We start from the raw sequence: 23,743 nt of genomic DNA, 5'->3' as shown, positions 1-23,743 counted from the left end.
CTGCTGGCGGACCATCTGTTTAAGTTGTTGCGCCTTTTCTTTCCAGATAGCCTGGCGTTCGACCGCACGGGTATGCTGTGCCCGCCAGTAGTTGATCTGCCGGCGGAGTTCAACTAATTCTCTATGAGTATCAGGACTCTCGGTAGCCATACTACCATAATACACAACCGAGGCCTTCGTGTCCAGAGGGTAGAGGGAACTTCTTGCGCCAGGTAAACACGAGGTTTACTGAAAGCTTACTCTTGAGGAGCACCGCTTTTCCTCCCAATGTTCTTGATATTTTTCTTCGAATAACAGCGAGCTGGTCAGAACCGCAGCCGCGTCCCGGCCATGCTTGCAGCGTACCGTCTCCTCCAGCCCGGAAGAGATCAGGCGGAGAAGATGGGTGTCGTTCTCCTCGCCCTCTCCCTGGATGAGTTTTTGCAATATCTCGATGATCTGCTCTGTGCCATACATGCAGGGCAGACACTTGCCACACATTTTGTCCTGGAGGAAATGGGAGAAGAACTCTAAAGATTTTTGCACCTGGCAGGTCTTATTCTCAGCTTCCTTAATCGATTCCATGATCAACCCCCCGTGAGCGGTCAACTTTCAGATATCTCAAGGTCATTGTATTTCCCAGGTTTCGCGTTTACCAGATCCCACGGCCAATCCCGCCTTCATAGCCTTCTGGTCATATCTCTCGTCTTCCCGCCAGGGCTTTGCCCAGAGTCAATTCATCAGCGTACTCCAAATCTCCTCCCACGGGAAGACCACTTGCCAAGCGGGTCACTTTGACCTGGAGAGGAGAAAGAATCCTGGATATGTACATAGCCGTGGTTTCTCCTTCGATATTGGGATTTGTGGCCACTATTACCTCTTTGACCTGCCCCTCCTTCACCCTGGCCAGGAGCTCCTTAATCCTGATCTCGTCTGGACCGATATTCTGAATGGGTGATATAGCCCCACCCAGGACATGATAAAGACCCTTGTATTCATTGGTCCGTTCGATAGCCACAATATCCATGGGTTCCTCCACCACGCAGATAGCTGAGCTATCCCTTTTTGAATTGCTACATATCTCGCAGATCTCCCTCTCGGTTACGTTAAAGCAGATCTGGCAGAACTTTACCCTGTCCCTGGCTTCAGCAATAGCATGAGCCAGTTTGAGGGCTTCCTTTCGGGGAACCTTCAAAAGGTAAAAGGCGATCCTCTGGGCTGACTTAGGCCCGATGCCAGGCAGTTTTCTTAGCTCCTCTATCAGATTTTCTACCGGAAGGGTATAGTAGGCCATCTCTGGCTCCTCTACGTTTGCAGGACGCCTTCTTTTCTACAAAGTGGGTATCTAGTTAGCGCAAGTCCCTCCTACATCTTGTGCTCAGACAATTCCGTTCCCCCCACTACATCTAGGGCGCACTTGCGTCAAGTGGATACCCACTTTCTACAAAATCCCTGGCGGCAGGCCAAGGCTGGCTGTCAGATCTCCCATTTTCCTGGCATAAGCCTGCCGGGACTGATCCATGGCCTCATTGATCGCCACCACCAACATATCCTGCAGAATTGCTGCGTCCTCTGGATTCAGGGCTGCGGGATCTATGGTTACTTCCACCACTTCCTGATTTCCATTTACGGACACTTTCACCGTTCCGCCTCCCGAGGTAGCCACAAAGCTCTCCCTGGATAGCTCCTCCTGAATCCTGGCCACTTCTTTCTGCATCTTTTTCAGTTGACCCATCATTTTTATAACATTTCCGTTCATTTCCAGAGCTTCTCCTCATCTTTCAGATCTATCTTCTGGACTACTTTAGCCTTAAAGCGCGCCTTAATAAGTTCGATGGGATCGACGGAATTCTTCAAAGATTTGGGCGAGTCACCCTTCTCCTCTTCCCTTGTTTCTTTTTCGACCTCTTTGGTGGCCCTTTCCCTGGTCTCGTCTCTGGCCTTTCCCCCGCTTTCTTCGTCAGTCTCCTGGTGCTGATAGATACTCTCCACCTGGGGTTTTGGTGAGGATGGGGCGGCTATGACGCACTTTATCCGGATGGCCTCCCCCGTCATCTCCGCCAGAGCCGCTTCAACTATCCTTTTGTGCTCACCTTTCTCCACCTTTTCCTTATGGATGTGAAAGATGCTGTCGAATTCAATAGTCAGCTCTCCATTCCGGAAATCTAGCGGACTTCCTTCCAGCAGCAGGGCGTGGGTAGGTATCCGCTTCTCCCTGACCCTCTCCAAAATAGCCTGCCATTTCTTTTTGATCTCGGTAATATCTACCTTGCCCTCAGGAGTAGTTGGCTCAAGAGTGGGGGCAGTAGTCTCAGATTGAGAATATGCCCCGTCTGGGCGCTCGGGGAAAGAAATTGGTTTCTGAGAGGCCAGGTCCACCGCGTGCCCCGGGCCAGGAGAACTTCCAGCCCTACCGTGGGCAGGAGCTGGCTCCCGAGGAGCCAGGCTCTCCTCCGGCTCCCTCCCCTCTCTTTTCTGCTGCACCACCCTGCTCGCTATATCGGGCCTATCCCTAAGTAGGCCGCTGCCCCGGTCTTTCTCTATCATACTTTCCAGAGCTTCCAGTCGAGCCAGGAGAGCCTCTCGGGAGTCATCCGCATCCACCTTCATGGCCTTGACCATGGCCAGCTCCAGAAGCAGCCGGGGGTTACTATCCCAGCGCATCTCTCTATAGGTCTCTCCGAAAAGATGGAGAAATCTTTGAACCTCTCCATCTCTCAGCAGAGAGGCCTGAGCTCTGTATCTTTCCATCTCCTCCTGGCTACAATCCAAAATAGACCGGGGGTCATCCACATTTTGAATGATCATCAATATTCTCAGATGCTCCAGTAATTCCCTGGTAAATTGCCGAAGATCACGGCCGCTCTCAAAAAGTCGGTTGACGAGAAACAGAGCCTCCGCGGCGTCCTTCTCGATGAAAAGATCACCCGCCTCAAAAAGCAACGCCACATCCACCACTCCCAGGACTGTCTGCACATCTTCCACAGTGATCCTCTTCCCCGAAAAGGACGCCATCTGTTCCAGGGCGCCTTCAGCATCCCGGAGGCTCCCCGCGGCATGTCGGGCAACGAGTCTCAGAGCATCCTCGGGGATTTCCAGCTCCTCTTTCTGAGCGACAAGCCTTAGTTTTCTCATTATTACGTCCACGGAGATGGGGTTAAAATCGAACCTCTGACACCTGGACATAATGGTGGGAAGAACTTTGTTGGGCTCGGTGGTGGCCAGAACAAAGATGACATGGGAAGGAGGTTCCTCCAGAATCTTCAGGAGAGCGTTGAAGGCCTCAGTAGTTAACATATGCACTTCATCGATTATGTACACCTTGGTCCTGACCGTGGCAGGAGAAAAATGGATCTTGTCCCGAAGGGCTCTGATCTCATCTATTCCCCGGTTGGAGGCGGCGTCTATTTCGATGACATCCAGGCATGTGCCGTTGGAAATCTGAATGCAGCTCTGGCATTGGTTGCAGGCGTTGGGAGTAGGACCCTGCTCACAGTTTATGGATTTGGCCAATATTCGAGCCGTGCTGGTCTTGCCGGTACCCCGGGGACCACAAAATATGAAGGCATGGGACAACTGATTATACCTGATGGCATTAGCCAGGGTTTTAGTGATGTGGCTCTGGCCTATGACCTCTTCAAAAGTTTGCGGCCGCCACCTGCGATAGAGAGAAATATGTTGCATTATCTTATGACACCTGGGTTCTAGCTGTGGTCAGATCAGTTCTATTGATCTATTGGACCTTTTCCATTGTATCAATATCGGGAGACCCTGTCATCAAGTACACCACTGGGGTCTTTCTTTTCCTCCCTTGAAAATAACCCAATTTTCAGGCGACGTGGTGCGCCGCGGCGCATGGGCGATTCCTTGAACCCTCCACCTACTGAAATCTTACAGTATGCCACACAAAAACGGACAGCCTGCAAAGAGAGATTCTTTGCCCCCATCGGCTACAGGGCCGACGGCGCTGTCCGCCAGAAAATCGATCGTGCACCTCCCGTCGACGTCTGCCAATGAGCGTCACCAAGAGCAGTAAGCTCCGGCCAGGCTCTCCCATGACACCCAAGAGGATTCGCTTACCGCTGCTTCCTTCCGGATCTGACGGGGTTTACGAGCTCTCGCCGCATGGGACCTGACCATCATCGCTTCTTACTCCGGCCCAGGCCCCACCAACAAAGCGCCTCTGTTCGGAATTCAGCCCCGCTATAGCGGATTGCGGGTACAGGGCACCGCTAGCTCCCCGCTTAGCACGATCGATATTAAGTATATCAGAATCAACAGACTAGATCAGCCATTTAGAGGATGTAGAGGATGGGTGAAACCCTCTTGGGGCGAAGTCTACAATCGTTGGATTAGAGTATAGTAGATCCGGATAACTGCCGGTCCCAGGATGACGGTTAAAAGAGCAGGGAAAATACATAATATAAGGGGAAGGACAAGTTTGACCGGTGTTTTGGCTCCCATCTCCTCAGCATGCTGTCTTCTTCTGCTTCTCATGTCAGAAGCCTGTACCCGAAGGACCCGGCCGATGCTTAGTCCGAAGATGTCTGCGTGAATCATAGCTGCTACAAAAGCATTGAGATCCGCTACGTCTGTGCGACGAGCCAGGTTGCGCAAAGCATCCCGGCGGGCAAGACCTGCCCCCATCTCCTGGAGCATCTTGTTTAGCTCTTCGGCCAGAGCCCCCTTTATATTTCCTGCCACTTTGTGCAAAGCCTGGTCGAAGCCCATACCCGCCTCTACACTGATAACCAGCATGTCCAGAGCATCGGGAAGCGTCTTTTTGATCTCGGTCTGCCTTTTTTCGATTCTACGTTTCAGATAGAAATCGGGCAGAAAGTAAGAAAGGGGGATACTGCCTATCAGAATAACACTCAGCAGAGGAGTGGGAGAGAGAAAAAGATAAAGCAGAATGGTAAGAAAGAGCATCCCGAAGGGGAAGAGAATCTTGGTAAAGAGATAGACATCCACGCCCACCTTTTCCAGACTGCCGGCCAATACCAGTCTCTGTTCGGCTGCCTCAATAATGCCTCCGGGACTGATCCTGATCACCAAAGAGGCGACCTTCCTCCAGAAGGGCAGAATGGCCCTCTCCATAAAAGGAGAGACCACCTGTCTCTGGTCCTCAACATGACTAAAATAGCGGCCCAGACGATCTAGAGGACCACCCCGGCTCTTACCCCTCATGCTGAGACCCACGAAAAGAACCAGGAAAAGGACAGAAAGGAAGGCCGCTCCCAGACTCAGATAGAACCTCTGGCCTAAGTCCATAAACTCGACTAGCTTTATGAAGACTTCAGTATTCAATAGTCACAATCCTTTTCATCCAGATTATCCCTAGGATCATCAGAGCTACAGCGCCTGCCAGCATGGCCTTACCCAGAGCCGTGGTGAACAAGAGGCCAATATAGTCCGGGTTTAACAAAAACAGGAGCAAAGAGACGGCAACAGGTAGCCCGATCAGAATGTAGGCTGAAATCTTCCCTTCGGCAGTGAGGACCTTAATCTGGCGTAGAACTCTATCTCTCTCCCTGATGGTGTCAGAGATAGTCTCCAGCACCTCGGCCAGATTGCCTCCCACCTCTCTCTGAATGTTGATAGCCATAATAGTCCAGGACATATACTCACTGTTAATTCTTCGGGCCAGGCTCTCCAGGGCATCCCTGGCCGGAAGGCCCATCCTTATCTCGGTCAGCACGCTCTTAAACTCGCTGGAGATGGGAGGACCCATCTCGTCCACTACCACACTGAGAGCCTGATTCAAGCTATATCCCGCCCGTAGGGAACTGGCCAGTATCTGAAGAGCATCGGGTAACTGATTGTGAAAATTCCTTATTCTGGATCTGGCCTGTTGGGATAGGAGTAAGAAAGGGGCTGTAGTCATACCCACAATGGTCAAAAGAGTAAGGGGTATATTCTTGAAGACAAAATAAGTACCGAAGCTTACCATGACTACCGAAAGGAGATGTAAAGTTATGAACTCAGAGGGCAGCAAGCTGAGACCAGCCCGGTCCAGTTTGAGCTGGAAAAATTCTCCAAAACCCCTCCGGGCAGCCAGCGCAGAACCAAAGCCGCTAATTCTTCGCAAAGGCCCGAGCCTGGCGGCCACTTCCCCGTACTCGTTCCCCTCGCCCAGCTCCATATCAGAGCTGTAGGGCTTAAGGCACTCTTTAAGCTTTCGGCGGGCGGGGAAAAGAAGACCCACAAAGATATACAGAAAGAGAAGCACACTCATGAACAGGGAAGCATATACAGCCACTCTTACATAAAGGTTATCAAAGAGAGTCAAGAATGGAGGTCTTTGGAATCTCTGGAAGCCTGTGGGGGCTGGGACATAAAAAGGGTTTTTATAGCTCCAGTTGGTCAGAGCCGAGTAGCCTCCCCGGCGAATCTCCAGATCAACTTTAATCTCCTCCACATTGGGCCAAAGGCTGGTATAGACAATTTTGTACTGATTCTCAATCTTTCTGGAAATCTCCAGGTAGAGATCCTCCAGCTCCTCAGAACTGGGCGCAAATAAGATTTCAGCGCCAGTACGCTTAGATATTTTCTCCAGAACCTCTGGTTTGTACTCCGGGGACTCCAGAGCTATAGAGTAGACCGCGGCCTTTTCCCTCAGGGAGCTGGCGATAGCGCTCTCGTCGGTGAGCTTACTCACTGTGTCTGCTCCGTCAGAAAGAACCACGATATATCTGTGTTTTATCTTTTTGTCGCTAAAAAGATCGGCGGCGGTCACGATCCCATCGTAAAGAGAAGTCTCTCCTCTGGCCTTAAGCTGGGAGATCTTTTCTTTCAGCATGGCTTTGTCGGATATAAAGGTGGTATAGGTAGTCACCTCATCGGCAAAGCCCACCACAGCAATCAGGTCGATCTCCCGCATCTGATCGACAAAAAGAGAGGCCGCGGCGATAGCATTGGCTATGGGCTTGCCTTTCATGCTCCCGCTGGTATCGATGAGAAGTACTACACCGATGGGCTCACTTATCTGGCCTAAAGTGTTCACTGAAAATTCGGTAACTACCTGCCCATCTTCAGAGATGGTGAAGTTCCTCTCGGTTAATCCTTCCACGTCTAAAGGCGAGTCTTCCTGAAAACCCAAGTAAATGTCGACCTGGGGATATTGCTCAATGCTGAAACTCTTGATGAGGATGTCGCCCTCATCGGCCCGGGACAAAGAGGGGAAGAGACTGGCCAGGAGAAAAAATAAAACTCCTATAATAAGAGTCTTCCCTCCAGGTAGAAAATAACCCCCTGCTGGAAGAGGCAGCTTCCAAGGGGTGGGCGCTAACAATGGCGTTTTCATATTTCCCGCTCAAAGACTTCTGGAGATATATCTATTCCATAATTGCGTAACTTCTCCATGAAGTGCGGTCGTAGTCCAGTGGATTTAAGTCTTCCCCGGTATCTACCAGTGGAGTCCATACCCATGGCAAAATCAAAAAGAAAGAGATCCTGCAGGGTAATAACATCTCCCTCCATTCCCAGAACTTCGGTCACGCTTACCACTCGTCTGGTTCCGTCTTTGAGGCGGTTCAGATGGACAATGAGATCAATGGCCGAGGAGATCTGCTCCCTTATGGCCCGGACGGGAAGATCCAGCCCGGCCATAAGAACCATGGTCTCCAGCCGGGAGAGGACATCCCGGGGAGAGTTGGCATGTACTGTGCTGAGACTTCCGTCGTGTCCAGTGTTCATGGCCTGGAGCATATCCAGGGCCTCACCACCTCTTACCTCTCCCACAATAATCCGGTCCGGGCGCATTCTCAGGGCATTTCGAACCAGATCCCGAATGGATACCTGACCTTTGCCCTCTATGTTGGGAGGTCGGGACTCCAGACGAATGACATGTCTCTGGTGAAACTGCAGCTCCGCGGCATCCTCAATGGTGATGATCCTTTGGTCACCGGGGATGAAAGAAGAGAGAACATTGAGAATAGTGGTTTTGCCCGTCCCCGTGCCTCCAGAGGTGAGAATATCAAGACGCCCTCTGACGCAGGCGTTCAGAAAATTAGCTGCCTTCTGGGTCAGGGTACCCATTTCCACCAGATCCTGGATAGTGAAGGGATGGTGGGAAAACTTACGGACCGTCAGCACCGGACCGTCAAGAGCCAGGGGAGGAATGATAACATTGACCCGGGATCCGTCGGGCAATCGAGCATCCACCATGGGAACCGACTCATCCACCCTTCTCCCTACCCGGGCTACAATTTTGTCAATAATCCTCATGAGATGTACTTCATCCAGAAAAGCTTTATCGGTGGGGTAAATCTTGCCATCTTTCTCAACATAAATGGTGTAGGGATCATTGACCATAATCTCCGTTACCTCTGGGTCCTCCAGAAAACATTCGATAGGACCATATCCCACCACGTCGTCAATGATATCCGCGATGATTCTCCTTTTCTCCTCAGTAGTAATGGGGGTTCCATCGTCGGTCAGGATCCTGCTGGCTTCTTTGGAGACCCTGATTCTCAGCTCAGCATCACTTACCTCTTTTTTGGCCAGGGCCCCGGTCATTTCCTCAATGAGACGGAGGTGGACCCGCCGTTTTACCGCAGCCACGATTCTTTCTCTTCCCCTGGCCTCCACGGCCTTAGCCTTCATACCATTTTCCAATCTGTGGATTTTCTGCAGCCTTTCTTGTAGTTCCATATATCTGGTGCTCCTCCTTTATCTTCCCGCCACCCTTGCTGAGAAGACAGTAAAATTTATCTGCCCCTCCCTACTTTCTCCGCTGATAACAGCTCAACCAACTGGAAAAGCCTCTTGCTGACCGGGGAGCGGGGATATTGGGTGATCACCGGCACTCCTTTGTTTACACTTATGGGCACCACCTTGTCGCTGGGGATAGCAGCGTCTATCTTTCTCTGGATAGTCTCTTCTATCTCCTCCGGGCTGAGACCTACCTTAGTGCCCGCTCGGTTCAGAACGATCAAGATCTTTTCCTCTGGAAAATTGAGCTTCCCCAGAATCTGCAGACCGAGCTTCAGGTTTTTAATGCTGGGGACTTCGTTGCTGGCAACCATGCATAAATGATCAGCCTGATCCAAAACAGCCAGGAGATGGTCCGAGAAAGAAGAATCTGTGTCGATAATGATGAAATTGTTCATTTGAGCAAGGAGACGCACCATCTTGCCCGTAGCCCGATCAGTAAGGAACTGTGCTTGTTGGAATTCCAGAGGAGCCGGCAGTACCTTTACCCCTGAGCCATGAGGAGTCAAAGAACGGCTCAGCATCTCCTTGTCCAGCCCGTCGATATCAGCCATGACATCATAGACGGTATATTGGGGAAAGAGACCCAGCATAATGGCCACATCCCCAGATTGGTAGTTCATGTCAAAAAGGACTACCGGCCCTTTTTTCCTGACTTCCAGACCCACAGCCAGGTTGGTCGCCAGAAAAGACTTGCCGCAACCTCCTTTGGGGCCGAATACTACCACCACTCTTGCCCTGGGGTGCCCTTCCTTTCTCGTAATCCCCTCTCCCAAAAGCACTTTTTCGGAATAGACCTTCCTGGAAATTTCATAGGCCCGCTGGATGGTTTCCAGAAGATCTTCCCGAGAGCAGGATACTTCCAGCACGTCCCTCACGTTCAGTTTCAAAGCCTGCCTCAGGTGCCCGGCAGAAACCTCCTCCGCCAGAAGGATAACGCTGACGAAAGCCAGATCCACACTATGCCGCTCCAGAATAGGGGTGACGTCTTCAATTTGGTACCCGGGCCCCACCAGGATCACTGCCACAATCCTCTGGCTCAGGTGGAAATCCAGTTCGTGCAGATCAGTGGATCTATCTACCACCTCTATTCCGGGAGCATCCTCAAGCAGTTCCCGCACCCTCTGCAGGCTTTGCACTTCTCTGTCAATCAATACCACACTAACTTTCTCCAAGCATGGCTCCTTTGTTAAACAGCTCCACAGAGCAAGTCCTGGCGCACCCTCAGTTCTGCCTGCTATTCAAATATATTCCCCAGGAAACGGCCTGGGGTGGCTGTCTCCTCAATGCCCTTTCTTGGCAACAGGGCCAATCTCACCCTGCCCATATCTTCGGAGAAGACCAGCTTCTCTGCCTGTAGAGGGGTGACTGCCAGAGTAATCGTGGTGATCTCCTTCAGCTCCTGACCGCTCGGAGCAGGAAAAGCTTTCTGTTCCTGGCCTTCCCCATCTGAGGGCACATACGTTCCTACATAGAGAACTTGCACATTCCATAGGAGAGTTTTAGTAATAGCTGGGTCTCCCTCCAATACCTCGGCGGTCTGCTCCGTAGCCTCCTCGAAAGTAGCGATGACGTTGACTCGGTCCCCAATGTTGATGAGATTAGAGACTCCAATGACCTCATCCACCTGGATAGAGACGGCCACCAGGCCATCAGGGATCACAAAAGCCAGCCCGGCCTGTTCGGGGAGGACAAACTTGGTAGAGGTTATCTGCTCACCCTTATTGATCTGAGTGGCTGTCACATGCCCTTTGTACTTATCCAGGGAGGTGAGCACGCCCTCTACCAGGTACTCCCTGGGAATTCCGGCCAGGGAGATGTCTTTTGCTATGGCTGTCACAGGTGTCCACTTAGGTATATTGCGCCCAGCCACCAGAACCTGGACCTTCTCCACCTTTTCCTCAACAGAAGTTTTGATACTTGTCACGTAGGCAAAGACGCCAAAGGCCGCTACCGCCCCCAGAACTATGGCAAACAACAGCAGAATGATTCTAATTTTCATTCGATACCCCAGACATTAATTAAGGTGATTATCCACAAAAACAGACCACCTCTACGGCCCATCTTTGGCGCGGCTCAAGTTGTTGAACCCACCGAGCCTGCGGCGCCACTCCGATTTCGCGGCCCGTTACTCGGTCAGTCTTACTACCCTGATCCCCCCTGGCTGGACGCCAGTAATGGGCCCCTTATAGTTGATCAAGGCTTCATGGAGGAAAGTACCCTTAACTTCGTGCTTCCCAATATGAGTGATCATAAAAGGTACGAAAGCCCGTATCTCTACTGGTTCGCTCACCCCCGGCCCCGGTGGGGAGACTAGGAGAACCATGACGAATTGGCTGTCGAGGACACGCAGTCGGTACCCTCCCCCATCCCAGTAGACCAGAGATAGAAACGACTGCATCCCCGGATTTGGATCACTGGCCACCCTCTCCTTCGCCCCTTTCTCGGTGGGTTTCCTCATATTTCCGGTCTGGGTATCCACTACATCTCCGACTTTATAAGGCGTAGTGGCACCCTCTCTTAGGTTCTCCTGGTACTCTTTGGCCCCTGGTTCACCATCCAGACGCAGAGCTCGAAAGTTGCCCTTCGCGTGACAACCACCGGGTCCCGGGGGGCACTTCAGTACATACTCCACACCTGGCTCCCAATCCTCCTCGGGAATCCCCCAGGGCACCACCCCCACATACTCTTCCGGCGAGGCAATGATGGCTTTAGCCCTGGCTTGTATTCGGACCGAGTCGATTCCCAGCACTCGGGCAAAGTAGAGGGGAGCGCTGGGATTAAAGGGGGTCACAGTTATGGTATCATTGCTGGCCAGGGTGGAGCCAATCTCCACGTCACTGGCAGTAATAGTTACCCCATGTTTAGCAGCGTACTCGATAGCTCTCTGCCTGGCTCCGTCGGGGCTCTCGGGCAACTCCTGGGCCCCGGCCAGGGCAGCGGAGTCAGCCACGGTCTGAAGAAACCTCCTCTCCTGATAGAGAGAGCCCACATCGACCACCAGGGCCGTCACCATCGTCAGGGCTACCAGAGAGAGGGCAACTATAATGGCTATGGTGCCCTTCTCATCCTCTAAAGATGTTTCCATTGGACTGTTTTCATTCCTCATAACCCAACCTGCTTCCCTTCGGCTATTTTTATTCCTCATAGTTCTCCAGGCGCATGATCGCCCTACTGGTGAGAGGAATATTCCAGCTTCCCGCAAGGGGTATATTTATGGAAACTGTATAGGTTATTACCACCCATACTGGATCTCCTATGTCCGTCCCCTCGGGAGTGCTTATATCAATATTGTCTTCCGTGAGGGGAACTGGATAGGCTCGTTCAATGATAATACTTTCCAGATCGGGGTTGTTAAGATCCACCGAGGCTATTCGGGCTCCCTCCCTGGCAGCATGGGTGATGGCCAGATAGTTATTGTAGGCAAGTCCAAATTCGAAAATGCCAAAGATCAACATCACTAGCACAGGAAGAAGAAGGGCGAATTCAACGGCATTGGAACCTTTTTCGCTTTTCAGAGAGTTTCTGAATCGGGTCCAGGTCATGTCTGAACTATGGATACGAGCAAGAAACAGGTCCGAAGTGGTTTGCGACGAAACTTTGGCCATGTTACAGTAGCCAAAGGTGGCACACGGGAACTCCCCCAGGCCTCCTGACTCCCTGGAGAAGCTCCCGCTACCTGGGATCAAAAACCACCTTCAAGACCAGGCTGGAACGTAGGAGACAAACAAAGCAGTCTTTTCGAGAGATCCATGAAAGAGCTCTCGACCCACATCTATCTCTGGTCGAGCTTTCAGAATCCTCTTCTTACGCTTTGCCAGCCGCTTCCTCAAGATCAAAGGAGCGCGTCTGCTATATTTTGAGCGCCTCTGCTATCCTCAGGAATAGGGCGCTCAAATTGCCACCCACGGCCGTGACTGCAACAATTATGACGATTGCGATAAGAGCCACTATCAGCCCATACTCCACGGCGGTAGCTCCCTTCTCATCCCACAGAAGGGAGAGTCGGACATAGAGCTTGCTCAGGTATCCCATTCTTTTCACCTCCGTCTCTTTAGTGTGCTCCCCAATATATTTATCGGAATAAAACGGCTCGAACATTAGTTTTGATATGTGTAATGTCACCTCCTTTCCTCGAAATTCTGCATAAATGGAAACAAAAACCGACTACTCTCAAGGAGTCGGTTTTGTCATTTGCTCCAGCAGACCCCGACAACCAAGTGAAGAGAGCCTGCCTTCCTGGCACCTGCTCAGTGAAAAGCTCATTGGGAATACGCACCCGGCCAATCTACGATATTGGTGGGCCGATTGCTTTCGCGTACACGCCATTGCTACTTCTATTATAGCACAATTGTTGCCGGCTTTTTCACCTCCGTCTCCTTATTGTGCTCCCCAATATATTTATCGGAATAAAACGGCTCGAACATTAGTTTTATTCTACAGAAAATACCAAAGTCCTTCTTGAGTGGGTTTTGTTCGTAAACTTGGGTCTAGGTATGAATGGGGGTTTGGGCAGCAATGTGGAGGGGCTTCTTGCCCCCGTAGGCTGGCCGGAGATGCTAAAGAGAGGTTGATTTAACTCCTGGTTATTTCAGAACTGGCGGAGAGGGAGGGATTTGAACCCCCGAGGCAAGGGTTACCTCGCCTACTCGATTTCGAGTCGAGCGCCTTCAACCAGACTCAGCCACCTCTCCTTGAGACTTAGAGGTCGGAATTACCTGCTCTTTTGGAGGTATTATATCATGAGGCTCTGGTAACAGAGGCACAAACTGCAGTAGCTATGCCATAGCTGAATGGGGAGGTTACTTGAGGGGATAAGCTGGTTTAGAAGAGTTCGTTCAGGGCCTGTTGAACTAAACCGTCATGCGCCATGCCTTTGGTAGACATCCTTAACTTGCTTCCCCAACGATTTGATGTATTCAAGAAAACTTAATCCTTCATGCTCCGCTTCCCTGGCGATAATTTTCCTTGCAATATGAATTTGTTGTAAGGCTGGGTCGTCTGGAAATTCCTCTTCCACTATTTTTCTTATTCCTTCAATTTCTCTTTCTGTGATTTTGCCCATATTCTACCTCCTATAATAGTTCCGCTGGCGTCATAATTTCTATTTGTCTGAATCTGTTTAAAGTATTTATCATCTTCACTATGTCTCTGGTTTTTCTCCTTACGATATGTTTGAAGTTCCAACTCAAAAGAAAATCCAAATTGTTTATTACAGCAATAGCAATATGGTAAGCATCCTCTGGATAAGTCTCAGGAACGGCACCATAGCGAGTATACTCGTTTGCCAGCCATTCGACATCATCAGTTAATGGGAGTATTGAAAATCGTGATATCACCTCTTTCATTTTACTTCCGAGTTCTATGTCAGGAGTACGTTTAATCTCGGCAGATGTAATGTGGCGGAAGGTAACCCCCGATGACAACCAGAGTATGAATATCCACTACGGCTTTGTGTTCTCCGTATTCTGTGTGAAAGTGGGGCGGCTCGTGATCACCAAAGTACATTTTGATGCTGATCCCGAAGAATCGACTAATTTCAGGCATGCAGGATAGCCAATTCTCGTAGTTTGGGGAAGAGGTCTTCGGACTTTCTGCCGGTGATCTTGAGATAGATGGCATCTGGGCATAGGTCAATCTCTTCGCTCCAAGCGATCTCACCGCTTTGGCCGATGTGAACTTTTTGAAATTCTCGGTAATCCTTCCAGGGTGCGAAGACCCCTTTGCCAACAAGATCGGACAAATCCACGATGCCTTCAATGCCGTCGGAATACTTCACCCAGAGGCGATAGTTATCGAGGGGTTTAACGTCTATGAGTGTAGGCATATCTCAGCCCTCCTGTAAGCGAAAATATATCAAATACACACGCTAGTCAGGCCTATGCTGCTTATTGTACTCCTGTTGCTGCCCAATTGCGAGTACATGGCGGTAGCCGCCGTCCGCTGCAGCGACTTGTTAGCCGCACTATAGTTAAAGCACTTATTTAAATTTAGCTTCTACTGAAAAGGGGGGGATTCGGAATTTCATATACGTATAAACTGCGATAACTATTCCACAACTGGCGGAGAGGGAGGGATTTGAACCCCCCAGGCAAGGCTTAACTCGCCTACTCGATTTCGAGTCGAGCGCCCTCAACCGGACTCAGCCACCTCTCTCAAACTTAGCCATCGGTATTACTTAGTCTTCTTGACGTATTATATCATGAGACTCTTGTAGCGTTTTGGGATTTACAAATTACTACCGCGGGTAACATTCTGGCACCGAGAAATTCTGATCTTCCAGGGATTAGAATTATCCATCGGACCTCTCTTGAATCTCTTTCCATCGCTTAATCCATTCGTCTTCCCCCACTTCTCTAGCGAGAGCATCCAGCATCTTTTCTATCCTCTTTTCGTCCATCCTTTTCCCCTGAATTTCAAGCATACCCCTGACATCCTCCAGATCCCTTGGCCTTCCGGAAACGATCTTCTGAACGATCAGGTCTTCGGGTGAAATATAATGGATTGGCATATTGTCAATAAGGATTTCCCTTGCGCTCTTAATGGCTTCTCTCTCAAATGGAGTCATAGAAAAGATCAGGTCAACCCGGACACCAGTCTCCCTGTGCTCTATGGGCAGAACCCAGGTATTTTGAACAAAACCCTCGACATCCTCTGGCAGGAGCCGGAAAATCTCCTGTGGGAAGGCTTCTAAGGCCTTTCTTAGTTCCTCTGGGATCAGGCCAATGGTAATATCAATGTCCTGGGTGAATCTTGGCTCGCCGTACTGGAGAACCGCCTGACCGCCTATTACCATATGCGGGATACCTGCTTCGGAAAGAAAATGGACTACCTCCTTTAAGGCCTTTGAAATCATTTGAATTCCTTCAAAAGACGGTGTCTCCACTCTGTGAGATGTCTGAGGTGAGGGTTCTTCAAAGCTTCTTCATCGGTTCTCCATTGATACCGAACCTTATCTGGATGCAGTTTCAATGCAACACGATAAAGCTCCTCATAAATTCTGATCCTCTCAAGAGGTGTCAATCCTCTAAGGCGCTCCTTCTTGTAGCCATTCTCCCAGCGGTGAAATCTTTCCCAGGATTTTTCTCTGGAACTCTTCATTCAGTTAGCGCAGGAGACCCCTTCCGTAAGGGAGGGGAGGAATGCGCCTTCCCCCTTTCTTGACGAAATGCGTATTCTATGTTATTATATGAGTATGAAGCTTGTCCGCACTGCCAAAATTAAATTGAGTATTTCTCCGGACGAAATTCTGGAAGCCATTCCCTAACTGGCGGTGCTTCTCCCTTGAAAATAACCCAATTTTCATGCGACGTGGTGCGCCGCGGTGCATGGGCGATTCCTTTCAAGATTTCATCCCATCTTTCACTGGACCTCTAGCTGTCCGCTTCCTCCCCTTCCCCACAAAGTTGGAACAGCGCCGCTCCCCCCTCTTCCGGCCCACTGGCCAGAAGCACATCGTTTTCCAGGAGCATAAAGTCCGCTTTGGGCCTATATATCCAGCGTTCGCCCCGGCGCACCGCCAGGACGTACATCCCGGTCTCCGTCTCCAGAGAAAGGCGACCCAACGTATTTCCCATCATCTCCGAGCCGGGCCTCACGGTAGCGCGGATGATCACCTCATCAGTCTGGCTCAGGGCAGCGGCTAAGACCGGGTGCAGTTGGACGTCCTCCTCTATGATTACGGCCATCTCCTTGGCTGCATCACAGATATTCTCAGAAGCAGTAGCCAGGTGCAGAAGACCCAGGAGCCTCTGGGGATCCTCCGTCTCTTTGGCACTGAGAAGAACCCACTTTTCCAGCTCATAGCGCATCCCATCCATGCGGTCTTCTAGCACGCCTACCTCTGCGGCCACATTCTTTTCTCGGAAAAGGAGGGCCGCGTAAGCCAGGCCTACAGCCACTTCGGAGAGATTCTTCATCTCCACGATAAGGTCCACGGCCCGATCCAGTTTGGTCAGACCGCCTGCCGGGGCCGCTGGTTTAGCTTCTTTGAGGGGCGCTCCGGCCAGCTCTTGCAGCAAGTTTACCCCTTCCGGAGGGCCTTGGGCGAAAAGGACATCGTTGGCAACTATAACCTCGTCTCCCCCCGGGCCGTAGGTCCAGTCCAGTCCTCGCCGGATGGCTATCAATCTCATTCCGGTCCTGGTGGGAAGAGCTAGCTCCCTCACGGTATATCCCTCCATGGCGCTTCCCTCCCGAACCCGCATGCGAGAGACAACTTCCTCAGCCTGGGAAAGATCGGCCAGAAGCTCGGCCGGAATTCCCAGATCCCGAAGCACGACCCGGGCCACATCCTCGGCTGAATCACCAATCCTCTCGATGGCCGAAGTTACCTGAAGCACTCCAGCCATCTCTTCCGCATCATCCACGCTGCGGGCAGCCAGCATGGAGAGGATGCGCATTTTATGAACATACTCGTTCATCCGCTTTTCCAGCCTCAGGACCTCCTCAGCAATAGCTTCGTCGTCAAAGAAGACGGCTGTATAGGCCAGATCCACCATCAGCTCTGAGGCATCCTTGGCTTCAATTAATAAATCTTTAACGTTGCGGGGATATTCGTTCATGCCAGATCGGTCCAAAGGTTTTCATAGCAGACAGCTCCATCGAGCGTGCTCCCTGGTCGTCCACCTACACCAACCCAAAAAGGACCATGGTAAAGATAAGGAAAAAGATTCCCAAAAAATCCATGCTACTGGTTACTGCAGGAATTCCATGGTTATCCGGATCCAGGCCGAAGCGGAAAGTCCCTACCGCAATATAATAGGCTACCAGAATAGCCAGGGTAGTGGTCATAAGGCCTGCCACCAGGCTGATTCCCACCATCTCTAGAAGGCCCGGTGACCCCAGACCTACCAGGCGGCTCACCAGATGAGAGGTGACTCCTACCATAGTGAACACTGGTCCGCCGAAAATATAGATAATGCCGAACTCTCGCCAGGCTGCGGGTTCGGGAATGCGGTGCGAATTGATCAGACCCAGATGAAGCTTGGAAGCCAGCCTGGCGGACAGAATTCCCCCCATGTTGCCGCTGTTATCGATGAAAAGAGGTATCATCACCAGCAGCGCTGGAAGAGCAATAAGGGCCTTGATCCTGCTTTCAACCATCACTCCCGCCAGAATGACCACCAGGCCAGCCAGCAAAAGGGTGGGCAAACTTTCTAGCAATACTTTATACACTATGTTCAGCCCGCTAAACAGGGCCATGATCAAGGACACCATGGAGATTACAATCAAAATTGCCGAAAGGATGGGTGTTACATAAGGAATGCCTGCCACAAAGGTGGCCAGGTATAGAGAAGGGATGGTTACCAGATCTCCAGCGGTAGTCACCAGGGGAGTGGAAACGTTGTCCGCGTCCCAGCCCCAACGGTAACTGGCCACCGCAATGAGCACCGTTGTCACGAGCACTACTACGCCGGAGATAATCCCACCCAGGGTCGAGATAACTACAAAATCCGTCCAGGAGATGCTCTCCAGTCCAAAGATTAAAGATACCAGCCAGGCCAGAATCCCCAAAAAGAGGGACATGATCAGGCCCAGAACTGTAGAGACGTAGATATTCTGGGCCAGTATCCCTTCCCGCCGACGGCTTAACTCGAAAATACCAGAGTGAATGGCTGTACCCAGGCGGGAGCCCAGGGCGCCAAATATGTTGCCCCGCATGCCTATGGCCGCTGGTATCAGCACCATTAATCCAGGGAGAGCCTCTAGCGTATGAGTCATGAGGCCCAGGGCCAGACCTGCCAGCAGGTTTCCTCCGGAGCATATCAGAAGGGCCACAAAGCCCTGCTTTAGAGTGACCACCTCCTCCTGAAGGTAGGCCCAGGCTCGGGTGGCAACTCGACCGGAGCGGATCATCTTGGCAATCGGATGGTAGAGATTTTTTGCGCACAGTCATGGGGTCATTATAGCAAAGAGGCAAGGAATAGTCACATGGTATTTGTAGCTCGTTTCCATATGGCCGTCTTTCGAGCTGGCTGCTATTTCGTGAGTCTTGTCAACTTTCTAAGAGAGCTTGCTTCCAAAGGCTCGTTAATGTATAAATACATCATGAAAAGGGGGGTTCCCGGTGGACAAAAATAGCGTGCTAAATAAGATAAAGAAATACAGGGATTCGAATTTATATACTGAGAGGTTCTATGTAGAAAACTTGAGGAGGATGGGAGGAGAGAAACGCCTAGAGATCACCTTTGGGCTCTACGAGATGGCTTTAAATCTTTGTAAGTCAAGCATCCTAGAAAGTAATCCCAGCATTACTGACTTTGAACTAAAACAGAAGCTGTTCGAAAGGTTTGGCTATGATTCAACAGGATATCCTAATCAACGCGGTCAATAAGATCACAGAATTGGGTAATCGATAAACACCTTGATGATGCCTTCGGTATCCTACAGGTGCAGAACGAAAATTTGGACTTTGGTTACCTTAGAAAATGGGCAAATAAACTATCTGTGGGAAACCTTCTAAATCAACTGGCAGAGTAACATGTTTGGGGAACTAGGCAAAATATTGATCATCGTTGGCTTGCTCTTTACGTTGGTAGGAGCACTGTTTTTGGTATTCCAGCGTTTCCCCTTTCTGGGCCATCTGCCGGGAGATTTTTCTTTCAAAAAGGGGAATTTTCAGTTCTATTTTCCTTGTGGCACCTCTATCCTCATCAGCATCTTCCTGAGCATTGTACTTACTCTTATCTTCTGGATCTTGAGATCTAAGGGTTGAAGCCTCACAGCCTTGTCTCTGGCCCACGCTCTTCCTCCAGACATTCTAGAAAGACCCGCACCAGCTCTGGATCAAACTGGCTGCCGGCATTTCTCTCCAGCTCCTGGACTGCCTCCCTCAGGCTGAGGGCCTTTTTGTAGGGCCTGTGGGAGAGCATGGCATCAAAAGCATCGGCAATGGCCAGGATCCTGGCTTCTAGAGGTATGTCCTTCCCGGTCAGGTTCTCCACATAGCCATTACCATCGTATCTTTCATGATGGTGATAGATGGCTGGGATAAGCTGATTCAGGCTTTTAAGAGGTTTTAGTATGCTGGCAGAGAGGAAAGGGTGCCGTTTTACTTCTTCCATTTCCTCTTTGGTCAAAGTAGCTGGCTTCAGGAGCACGCTGTCCCTGATGCCGATCTTGCCTATGTCATGAAGGAGGGCGGCTTCCCTGACTATCCTCACTTCATCGCTGGACAGCCCCTTCCGCTCAGCGATCTTGGTGGCGTAATTGCTCACCCTCTCTGAATGACCCCGGGTGTGGGGGTCTCTGGCATCTACGACGGCTGCCAGGGAGGCTATAGTTTCCCTGTAGGATGTCTCCAGATCTTTTAGGGATCTGATTTTGTACATGGCCTGAGAGAGTTGGTTGGAAATAGTGGCCAGGATCATGGAGGTCGATTCATCAAATCTATCCTGCTGGGTGCTATACAGGCTCAAGAGGCCAACAGTCTGGTCGGAAATAACAACAGGAGAATCAATATAGGATCTTATCTCGCCGCTTACCTCATCCCTCAGGGGTTCCTCCAGGGTGTACCTTTTGGGTTTGACCCGCCCTTCCCACACCTTGCCGGTCAGTCGGACAAAGGCCTCCCTGCCCATTTCCAGTACTTCTTGCAGGGTGGGGCCAGCCACCGGAGCCCGACTGCGCAGGAAGGGCCTGATCCCTCCCTTTGGGGATATGTACACCAATAAAGAGATCTCGTAGTCTATCAGTCTTCCCAGAAAATTCTCCAGAATGCCCACTGCTTCCAGGACCGTAGAGCAGCGGAGGAGGGACTGGCTCATCTCGAAAAGAGCCGATATCTCGGCAATTCTCTTCTGGGTTTTTTGATATAACCTGACATTCTCAATAGCCAGGGAGACCTGATTGGCGAAGATCTTTAATGTCCTCAGCTCTTCTTTGGTAAAGGGCTTTTTCGGCTTCCCCCGATTGAGGCTTATCACTCCGATGGTTTTTTCCTCTACCTTCAGAGGCACACAGAGAGCTGATTTTATGTTGTCCCTCTTCATCTCCTTCCTGAGCCATTCCTTCTCCTCTGGAGAGGGTATTAGCATCTCGAGGCCCTCTTCGGTCACTCTCCCTGATATTCCCTGACCAATCTCCTTTTTCCGATCGATAGGGGAGATTTCTCCCAGGCCGATGGGGCAGACCACTTCCAGATATTTACCTGTTCCATCTACCAAACTTAAGGATCCTGAGTCGGCCTTAAGAAGCTCTGTAGCCGTCTCCATCACCAGGTTGATGGTGCTGTTCGGGTCCCGGTGAGATATAATGCCAGCAGCCACCTCATTCAAAAGTAGGGACTCCCTGGACTTCAGAATAATAAGGTTGGTCATTCTCCGGAAAAAATAATAAACTGCTAGCAAGGAGAGTGGGGTGACCATAAGAACCACCAGGCCCAGAAAAGTGCGCGGTCCAGCCAGAAAGACTACTGTCGCGCCCAGGGATAACAGGATGATCAGAATAAACCATCTAAGAATATTCATCCACCTGGATATTTCGACCAGGCGGCTCTTTTCACCTTTTTCCATCTTTGTTGTCCCTCCCCTCAACTATGTCTATTATAGTCTATCGGCAAAATTAGCAATAAACTAAACCTGTCTTATCTTGTTTTTCTACACCAGATAGGTTTGGATATGCCGTGTTGCTCACATGACAATCTAGCCGAAGGCCGTACTAGCGTAATTTTTTACCTTATGGTAATATTAAATCATGTTCTGAAAAATTTCATCCTCTTTCGTCCCTGAAGTCCTTAGGGGGCGGTGTTTATGAGGTTCTTTTAGGGATTGGGGGGGCTGAATAAGAGTAATATTTTGTAAAAATATTTAAAAAGGCTTTGGCAATTCCGATTTGTGTTGTAAAATGGGGCGAAAAACTAATACTAAAATAGTAAGGAGGTAAAAAGTGAGAAAGCAGGACAGATTAAGGCTGGGTGACCTGGAGGCCGAGATCATGGGCTACGTCTGGCGCTCCAGGAGGACCACGGTGCGAGAAGTTTGGGAACAGATCTATGAGAAGCGCAAAATAGCCTATACCACGGTCATGACGGTGATGAACCGCCTGACCCAGAAGGGCATTTTGAGTCGAGAGAAAATAGGGGTAACTTACTACTATACCCCTGTTGTTACCAAGACCCAGGTGATACATGCCTACATCGATGATCTGGTGGCCAGGTTTGGCCAGGGTGCCGCATCCCCTCTAGTCAAGAGACTCCTCAGCGAGGGTGTGGCCGGAGCTGATAAGGAGAAAATCCTGGAGATCATCAATAAGATGTAGCATAACGGGTGGTATGAAGCATGCTAAAAAGGGAAGGGGGTGCTGTCTCCCCATAAAAATCTATCCGAAAGGGGCCTGTTGCCTCATTTAAAAATGTACTTGAAATCTTTGGTCTTTCTGCCCTCCTTTCTTCCAAATTACTGTCACGAGAATCGCCTCTCGGCTCGGTGATTATAGCTTGCCTGCTGTCCTTCAGCGCAAGTACTCTATCATTGATATCGCTCTTTGGGCTGCGGATTAAAAACTTTCGGCGTAAATTACCCTGTCCTGGCGGTCGCTCTAAAGTCACTGTAAATTTCAGTATTGTCCACTGGCTTCGTGCTTTGAAGCGGAAGGCACATTATGGTATCAAGCTGCAGTCGGTAGAGGTTGAAAGAAGCGGGGCTCCGGGGCATAATTTGCTGTACTTTGTGAATTTTAGTATAATCTAGAGGTTGAGTAGCTCGGGCTGTCCTTCCCTATTTTTGTCTGCATTGTTGGAACATTGAATACTTCCCCTATTTCACGACGGCGTGAACAGAGGGTATCGCTTTTCTAAGAGGGCATTTCCCAAGGGAAGGGTGATTCCAGGGCCGTCATCTAAAGATAGTCATCTGATTCATATAATTCTTAGCATCATCAAAGTAGCGTTGGGGGCCAGGGTGGTAGCCAGGAGACTTTTATGCAAAAATATAGGCAGTGTGCTTGATCCGAAAACGTTATATTTTACCGGATTCTGGCATCTGGTTTAGGGCGAGCAGGGGGTAGCCCGGTCTTCTCCAAATACCTTCTGGAGGAATATGAGGACATCTACGGAGGGAGGTGGGCCATGGCCACTACACCTAAAGAAATGGCCGAAATCATGATCGCCCACATTGATAGCAAACGCAAGGCTCTAAATATCGATAAGAAGCGTGAGAGGATTCTTTATGATATGGCTATGAGGAGGGAGTTACGTGTCTAAGATAATCGCAACGGCCGCCATCAAAGGTGCCTATAAAGTAGTTGAACAGGTTGAGAAACGCTGGAATGAGGCTATGGAGACCTACGGTCCCCAGGAAGCTGTTGAGTTCCCCAACACGGGTTATTACCTTCCTGTTATCTATGCCTTGACTGGACTTGCGGTAAAGACAGTAGGAGATATGGAGGAAGTTCTGAGAAGATGCAAGAAGCTCCTGCCCCCTATCCCCTCCCCGGATGTGTGGCTACCCTATCTGGGCCATACCCTGGATGCCGGAATGGCTACGCTCTGGGCGGGTGAGGTCATTGAGGCCCTTAAATACCTGATGGGCCCCAGCCCGGTGGATGGCATATGGCTAGGGGCTGCCGACGATATCATCATGAGAGAGCGAGGCATCGAGTTCGTAGATGGCACTGCTCCAGGTTTTGCGGCTGTGTTGGGAGCTGCTCCCACCAATGAAATAGCGGTGAAGATCGCTCGCGAACTTCAACAAAAGAACCTCTATGTTTTCATCTCCTCTAACACCGACGGCGTGAGTTTCGCCGAACAGCTTGAGGCTGAGGATGTTCAGTTGGGCTGGCCCACCCGCCTGGTCCCCTTTGGAAAGGATACATCGGCCACCGTTTACTCCTTAGGTTTTGCCAGCCGGGCAGCTATGTCCTTTGGAGGGGTTAAGCCCGGAGATTACCGACGCAACCTGCTTTATAATTAGGAGTTACGCAGTTGACTGCCTAATCCCCTAGCCAGTATAATTATAACATAACCTGCAAGAAAAGGTCAAGTTCTATTGGTAAGGAGTTGGAGAGAATATGAACCCACCCAAATGCGATGACCTGGATTACATCCACTTTC

Annotated in this window: 27 protein-coding genes, 1 tRNA gene, 1 other RNA gene and 1 pseudogene; 5 read left to right on the top strand and 25 right to left on the bottom strand. The window is 50.5% G+C overall.

Annotated elements, in window-relative coordinates; translation table 11 throughout:
* Positions 1 to 225: 225 nt before the first annotated feature.
* From HW443_RS02895 to HW443_RS02780, 24 genes and pseudogenes are all read right to left on the bottom strand, one after another.
* The gene (locus HW443_RS02895) at positions 226 to 564 is read right to left on the bottom strand and encodes an NADH-ubiquinone oxidoreductase-F iron-sulfur binding region domain-containing protein (protein WP_176237887.1); all 339 of its coding nucleotides are present in this window, start codon (positions 562 to 564) and stop codon (positions 226 to 228) included.
* A 109-nt stretch (positions 565 to 673) separates the two neighbouring features.
* The gene (recR, locus tag HW443_RS02890) at positions 674 to 1,273 is read right to left on the bottom strand and encodes a recombination mediator RecR (RefSeq protein WP_176231837.1); all 600 of its coding nucleotides are present in this window, start codon (positions 1,271 to 1,273) and stop codon (positions 674 to 676) included.
* Between the two features lie 147 nt (positions 1,274 to 1,420).
* Complete coding sequence (locus HW443_RS02885) at positions 1,421 to 1,738, bottom strand: YbaB/EbfC family nucleoid-associated protein (protein WP_176231838.1); 318 nt, start codon at positions 1,736 to 1,738, stop codon at positions 1,421 to 1,423.
* Positions 1,735 to 3,663 carry a DNA polymerase III subunit gamma/tau gene (dnaX, locus tag HW443_RS02880; RefSeq protein WP_176235580.1) on the bottom strand — a complete coding sequence of 643 codons (1,929 nt, stop codon included), beginning with the start codon at positions 3,661 to 3,663 and terminating at the stop codon, positions 1,735 to 1,737. The genes HW443_RS02885 and dnaX overlap by 4 nt, the downstream gene beginning before the upstream one ends.
* 71 nt (positions 3,664 to 3,734) lie before the next feature.
* Entirely contained in the window at positions 3,735 to 3,884 is a 150-nt protein-coding gene (locus HW443_RS02875; RefSeq protein WP_176235581.1) for a hypothetical protein, read from the bottom strand.
* Positions 3,885 to 3,965: 81 nt separating this feature from the next.
* Positions 3,966 to 4,232: signal recognition particle sRNA large type (ffs, locus tag HW443_RS02870), an RNA gene on the bottom strand.
* An 85-nt stretch (positions 4,233 to 4,317) separates the two neighbouring features.
* Positions 4,318 to 5,286, bottom strand: coding sequence for a type II secretion system F family protein (locus tag HW443_RS02865; protein WP_176235582.1), 969 nt, complete (start codon positions 5,284 to 5,286; stop codon positions 4,318 to 4,320).
* Positions 5,276 to 7,282 (bottom strand): type II secretion system F family protein, encoded by a 2,007-nt coding sequence (locus HW443_RS02860; protein WP_176235583.1) that lies wholly within the window; start codon positions 7,280 to 7,282, stop codon positions 5,276 to 5,278. Before HW443_RS02860 ends, HW443_RS02865 begins: the two co-directional genes overlap by 11 nt.
* Positions 7,279 to 8,631 carry a CpaF family protein gene (locus HW443_RS02855; RefSeq protein ID WP_176235584.1) on the bottom strand — a complete coding sequence of 451 codons (1,353 nt, stop codon included), beginning with the start codon at positions 8,629 to 8,631 and terminating at the stop codon, positions 7,279 to 7,281. The genes HW443_RS02860 and HW443_RS02855 overlap by 4 nt, the downstream gene beginning before the upstream one ends.
* A 56-nt stretch (positions 8,632 to 8,687) precedes the next feature.
* Positions 8,688 to 9,866, bottom strand: a complete 1,179-nt coding sequence (locus HW443_RS02850) for an AAA family ATPase (protein ID WP_176235585.1) — start codon at positions 9,864 to 9,866, stop codon at positions 8,688 to 8,690.
* A gap of 62 nt (positions 9,867 to 9,928) precedes the next feature.
* Complete coding sequence (gene cpaB / locus HW443_RS02845) at positions 9,929 to 10,693, bottom strand: Flp pilus assembly protein CpaB (protein WP_176235586.1); 765 nt, start codon at positions 10,691 to 10,693, stop codon at positions 9,929 to 9,931.
* A 126-nt stretch (positions 10,694 to 10,819) separates the two neighbouring features.
* Positions 10,820 to 11,839: a Tad domain-containing protein gene (locus HW443_RS02840; RefSeq protein WP_176237886.1), complete on the bottom strand. Its 1,020-nt coding sequence runs from the start codon at positions 11,837 to 11,839 to the stop codon at positions 10,820 to 10,822.
* Positions 11,829 to 12,380: a TadE/TadG family type IV pilus assembly protein gene (locus HW443_RS02835; protein WP_258189826.1), complete on the bottom strand. Its 552-nt coding sequence runs from the start codon at positions 12,378 to 12,380 to the stop codon at positions 11,829 to 11,831. The genes HW443_RS02840 and HW443_RS02835 overlap by 11 nt, the downstream gene beginning before the upstream one ends.
* Before the next feature lie 9 nt (positions 12,381 to 12,389).
* Complete coding sequence (locus tag HW443_RS02830) at positions 12,390 to 12,530, bottom strand: hypothetical protein (protein ID WP_176237885.1); 141 nt, start codon at positions 12,528 to 12,530, stop codon at positions 12,390 to 12,392.
* Between the two features lie 13 nt (positions 12,531 to 12,543).
* The gene (locus HW443_RS02825) at positions 12,544 to 12,816 is read right to left on the bottom strand and encodes a Flp family type IVb pilin (protein WP_308751047.1); all 273 of its coding nucleotides are present in this window, start codon (positions 12,814 to 12,816) and stop codon (positions 12,544 to 12,546) included.
* A 473-nt stretch (positions 12,817 to 13,289) separates the two neighbouring features.
* Positions 13,290 to 13,385, bottom strand: a tRNA-Ser gene (locus HW443_RS02820).
* A 167-nt stretch (positions 13,386 to 13,552) separates the two neighbouring features.
* Positions 13,553 to 13,756, bottom strand: coding sequence for a hypothetical protein (locus tag HW443_RS02815; RefSeq protein ID WP_176235588.1), 204 nt, complete (start codon positions 13,754 to 13,756; stop codon positions 13,553 to 13,555).
* A 10-nt stretch (positions 13,757 to 13,766) separates the two neighbouring features.
* Positions 13,767 to 14,039: a PIN domain-containing protein gene (locus HW443_RS02810; RefSeq protein WP_176226754.1), complete on the bottom strand. Its 273-nt coding sequence runs from the start codon at positions 14,037 to 14,039 to the stop codon at positions 13,767 to 13,769.
* 52 nt (positions 14,040 to 14,091) lie between these two features.
* Positions 14,092 to 14,238, bottom strand: a pseudogene (locus HW443_RS13835) (DUF4160 domain-containing protein); the annotation flags it as partial.
* Positions 14,231 to 14,518 carry a DUF2442 domain-containing protein gene (locus HW443_RS02800; protein WP_176235590.1) on the bottom strand — a complete coding sequence of 96 codons (288 nt, stop codon included), beginning with the start codon at positions 14,516 to 14,518 and terminating at the stop codon, positions 14,231 to 14,233. The pseudogene HW443_RS13835 and the gene HW443_RS02800, both read right to left, overlap by 8 nt.
* A gap of 465 nt (positions 14,519 to 14,983) precedes the next feature.
* On the bottom strand, positions 14,984 to 15,547 hold the full coding sequence (locus HW443_RS02795) for a nucleotidyl transferase AbiEii/AbiGii toxin family protein (protein ID WP_176235591.1): 564 nt from the start codon (positions 15,545 to 15,547) through the stop codon (positions 14,984 to 14,986).
* A gap of 321 nt (positions 15,548 to 15,868) precedes the next feature.
* Positions 15,869 to 16,021, bottom strand: coding sequence for a hypothetical protein (locus HW443_RS02790; protein ID WP_176237884.1), 153 nt, complete (start codon positions 16,019 to 16,021; stop codon positions 15,869 to 15,871).
* A 43-nt stretch (positions 16,022 to 16,064) separates the two neighbouring features.
* Positions 16,065 to 17,270 carry a potassium channel family protein gene (locus tag HW443_RS02785; RefSeq protein ID WP_176236144.1) on the bottom strand — a complete coding sequence of 402 codons (1,206 nt, stop codon included), beginning with the start codon at positions 17,268 to 17,270 and terminating at the stop codon, positions 16,065 to 16,067.
* 49 nt (positions 17,271 to 17,319) lie between these two features.
* Positions 17,320 to 18,495 carry a magnesium transporter gene (locus HW443_RS02780; protein WP_176237883.1) on the bottom strand — a complete coding sequence of 392 codons (1,176 nt, stop codon included), beginning with the start codon at positions 18,493 to 18,495 and terminating at the stop codon, positions 17,320 to 17,322.
* 265 nt (positions 18,496 to 18,760) lie between these two features.
* On the opposite strand from HW443_RS02780, the gene HW443_RS02775 reads away from it, so the two are divergent.
* Together HW443_RS02775 and HW443_RS13830 are read left to right on the top strand one after the other, a co-directional pair.
* The gene (locus HW443_RS02775) at positions 18,761 to 19,027 is read left to right on the top strand and encodes a hypothetical protein (protein WP_176236946.1); all 267 of its coding nucleotides are present in this window, start codon (positions 18,761 to 18,763) and stop codon (positions 19,025 to 19,027) included.
* Positions 19,028 to 19,174: 147 nt separating this feature from the next.
* Positions 19,175 to 19,408 (top strand): DUF2905 domain-containing protein, encoded by a 234-nt coding sequence (locus HW443_RS13830; protein ID WP_176231701.1) that lies wholly within the window; start codon positions 19,175 to 19,177, stop codon positions 19,406 to 19,408.
* Between the two features lie 4 nt (positions 19,409 to 19,412).
* Here HW443_RS13830 and HW443_RS02765 read toward each other — a convergent pair whose 3' ends face one another.
* Positions 19,413 to 21,206, bottom strand: coding sequence for a GAF and HD-GYP domain-containing protein (locus HW443_RS02765; protein ID WP_176231700.1), 1,794 nt, complete (start codon positions 21,204 to 21,206; stop codon positions 19,413 to 19,415).
* A 373-nt stretch (positions 21,207 to 21,579) separates the two neighbouring features.
* On the opposite strand from HW443_RS02765, the gene HW443_RS02760 reads away from it, so the two are divergent.
* The 3 genes from HW443_RS02760 to HW443_RS02755 all read left to right on the top strand — a co-directional run bounded on the left by HW443_RS02760 (position 21,580) and on the right by HW443_RS02755 (position 23,603).
* On the top strand, positions 21,580 to 21,951 hold the full coding sequence (locus tag HW443_RS02760) for a BlaI/MecI/CopY family transcriptional regulator (protein ID WP_176231699.1): 372 nt from the start codon (positions 21,580 to 21,582) through the stop codon (positions 21,949 to 21,951).
* Positions 21,952 to 22,759: 808 nt separating this feature from the next.
* Entirely contained in the window at positions 22,760 to 22,894 is a 135-nt protein-coding gene (locus HW443_RS13275; RefSeq protein WP_258188980.1) for a hypothetical protein, read from the top strand.
* Entirely contained in the window at positions 22,887 to 23,603 is a 717-nt protein-coding gene (locus HW443_RS02755; protein WP_176231698.1) for a hypothetical protein, read from the top strand. Before HW443_RS13275 ends, HW443_RS02755 begins: the two co-directional genes overlap by 8 nt.
* The last annotated feature ends 140 nt before the right edge of the window (positions 23,604 to 23,743 follow it).

This window comes from Candidatus Hakubella thermalkaliphila (assembly GCF_013281975.1).
GTDB lineage: Bacteria > Actinomycetota > Humimicrobiia > Hakubellales > Hakubellaceae > Hakubella > Hakubella thermalkaliphila.
Note: the sequence above shows the minus strand (reverse complement) of the source record. Positions and strands in the feature narration are given on the sequence as shown.

Excerpts from the sequence above, each read along its gene's own strand:
- HW443_RS02885 (WP_176231838.1), bottom strand. The coding sequence starts at position 1,738 with ATGAACGGAAATGTTATAAAAATGATGGGTCAACTGAAAAAGATGCAG.
- HW443_RS02815 (WP_176235588.1), bottom strand. The coding sequence starts at position 13,756 with ATGGGCAAAATCACAGAAAGAGAAATTGAAGGAATAAGAAAAATAGTG.
- HW443_RS13275 (WP_258188980.1), top strand. The coding sequence starts at position 22,760 with ATGGCCACTACACCTAAAGAAATGGCCGAAATCATGATCGCCCACATT.
- recR (WP_176231837.1), bottom strand. The coding sequence starts at position 1,273 with ATGGCCTACTATACCCTTCCGGTAGAAAATCTGATAGAGGAGCTAAGA.
- dnaX (WP_176235580.1), bottom strand. The coding sequence starts at position 3,663 with ATGCAACATATTTCTCTCTATCGCAGGTGGCGGCCGCAAACTTTTGAA.
- HW443_RS13830 (WP_176231701.1), top strand. The coding sequence starts at position 19,175 with ATGTTTGGGGAACTAGGCAAAATATTGATCATCGTTGGCTTGCTCTTT.
- HW443_RS02790 (WP_176237884.1), bottom strand. The coding sequence starts at position 16,021 with ATGCACCGCGGCGCACCACGTCGCATGAAAATTGGGTTATTTTCAAGG.
- HW443_RS02800 (WP_176235590.1), bottom strand. The coding sequence starts at position 14,518 with ATGCCTACACTCATAGACGTTAAACCCCTCGATAACTATCGCCTCTGG.
- cpaB (WP_176235586.1), bottom strand. The coding sequence starts at position 10,693 with ATGAAAATTAGAATCATTCTGCTGTTGTTTGCCATAGTTCTGGGGGCG.
- HW443_RS02810 (WP_176226754.1), bottom strand. The coding sequence starts at position 14,039 with ATGAAAGAGGTGATATCACGATTTTCAATACTCCCATTAACTGATGAT.
- HW443_RS02895 (WP_176237887.1), bottom strand. The coding sequence starts at position 564 with ATGGAATCGATTAAGGAAGCTGAGAATAAGACCTGCCAGGTGCAAAAA.
- HW443_RS02840 (WP_176237886.1), bottom strand. The coding sequence starts at position 11,839 with ATGAGGAATAAAAATAGCCGAAGGGAAGCAGGTTGGGTTATGAGGAAT.
- HW443_RS02860 (WP_176235583.1), bottom strand. The coding sequence starts at position 7,282 with ATGAAAACGCCATTGTTAGCGCCCACCCCTTGGAAGCTGCCTCTTCCA.
- HW443_RS02795 (WP_176235591.1), bottom strand. The coding sequence starts at position 15,547 with ATGATTTCAAAGGCCTTAAAGGAGGTAGTCCATTTTCTTTCCGAAGCA.
- HW443_RS02765 (WP_176231700.1), bottom strand. The coding sequence starts at position 21,206 with ATGGAAAAAGGTGAAAAGAGCCGCCTGGTCGAAATATCCAGGTGGATG.
- HW443_RS02855 (WP_176235584.1), bottom strand. The coding sequence starts at position 8,631 with ATGGAACTACAAGAAAGGCTGCAGAAAATCCACAGATTGGAAAATGGT.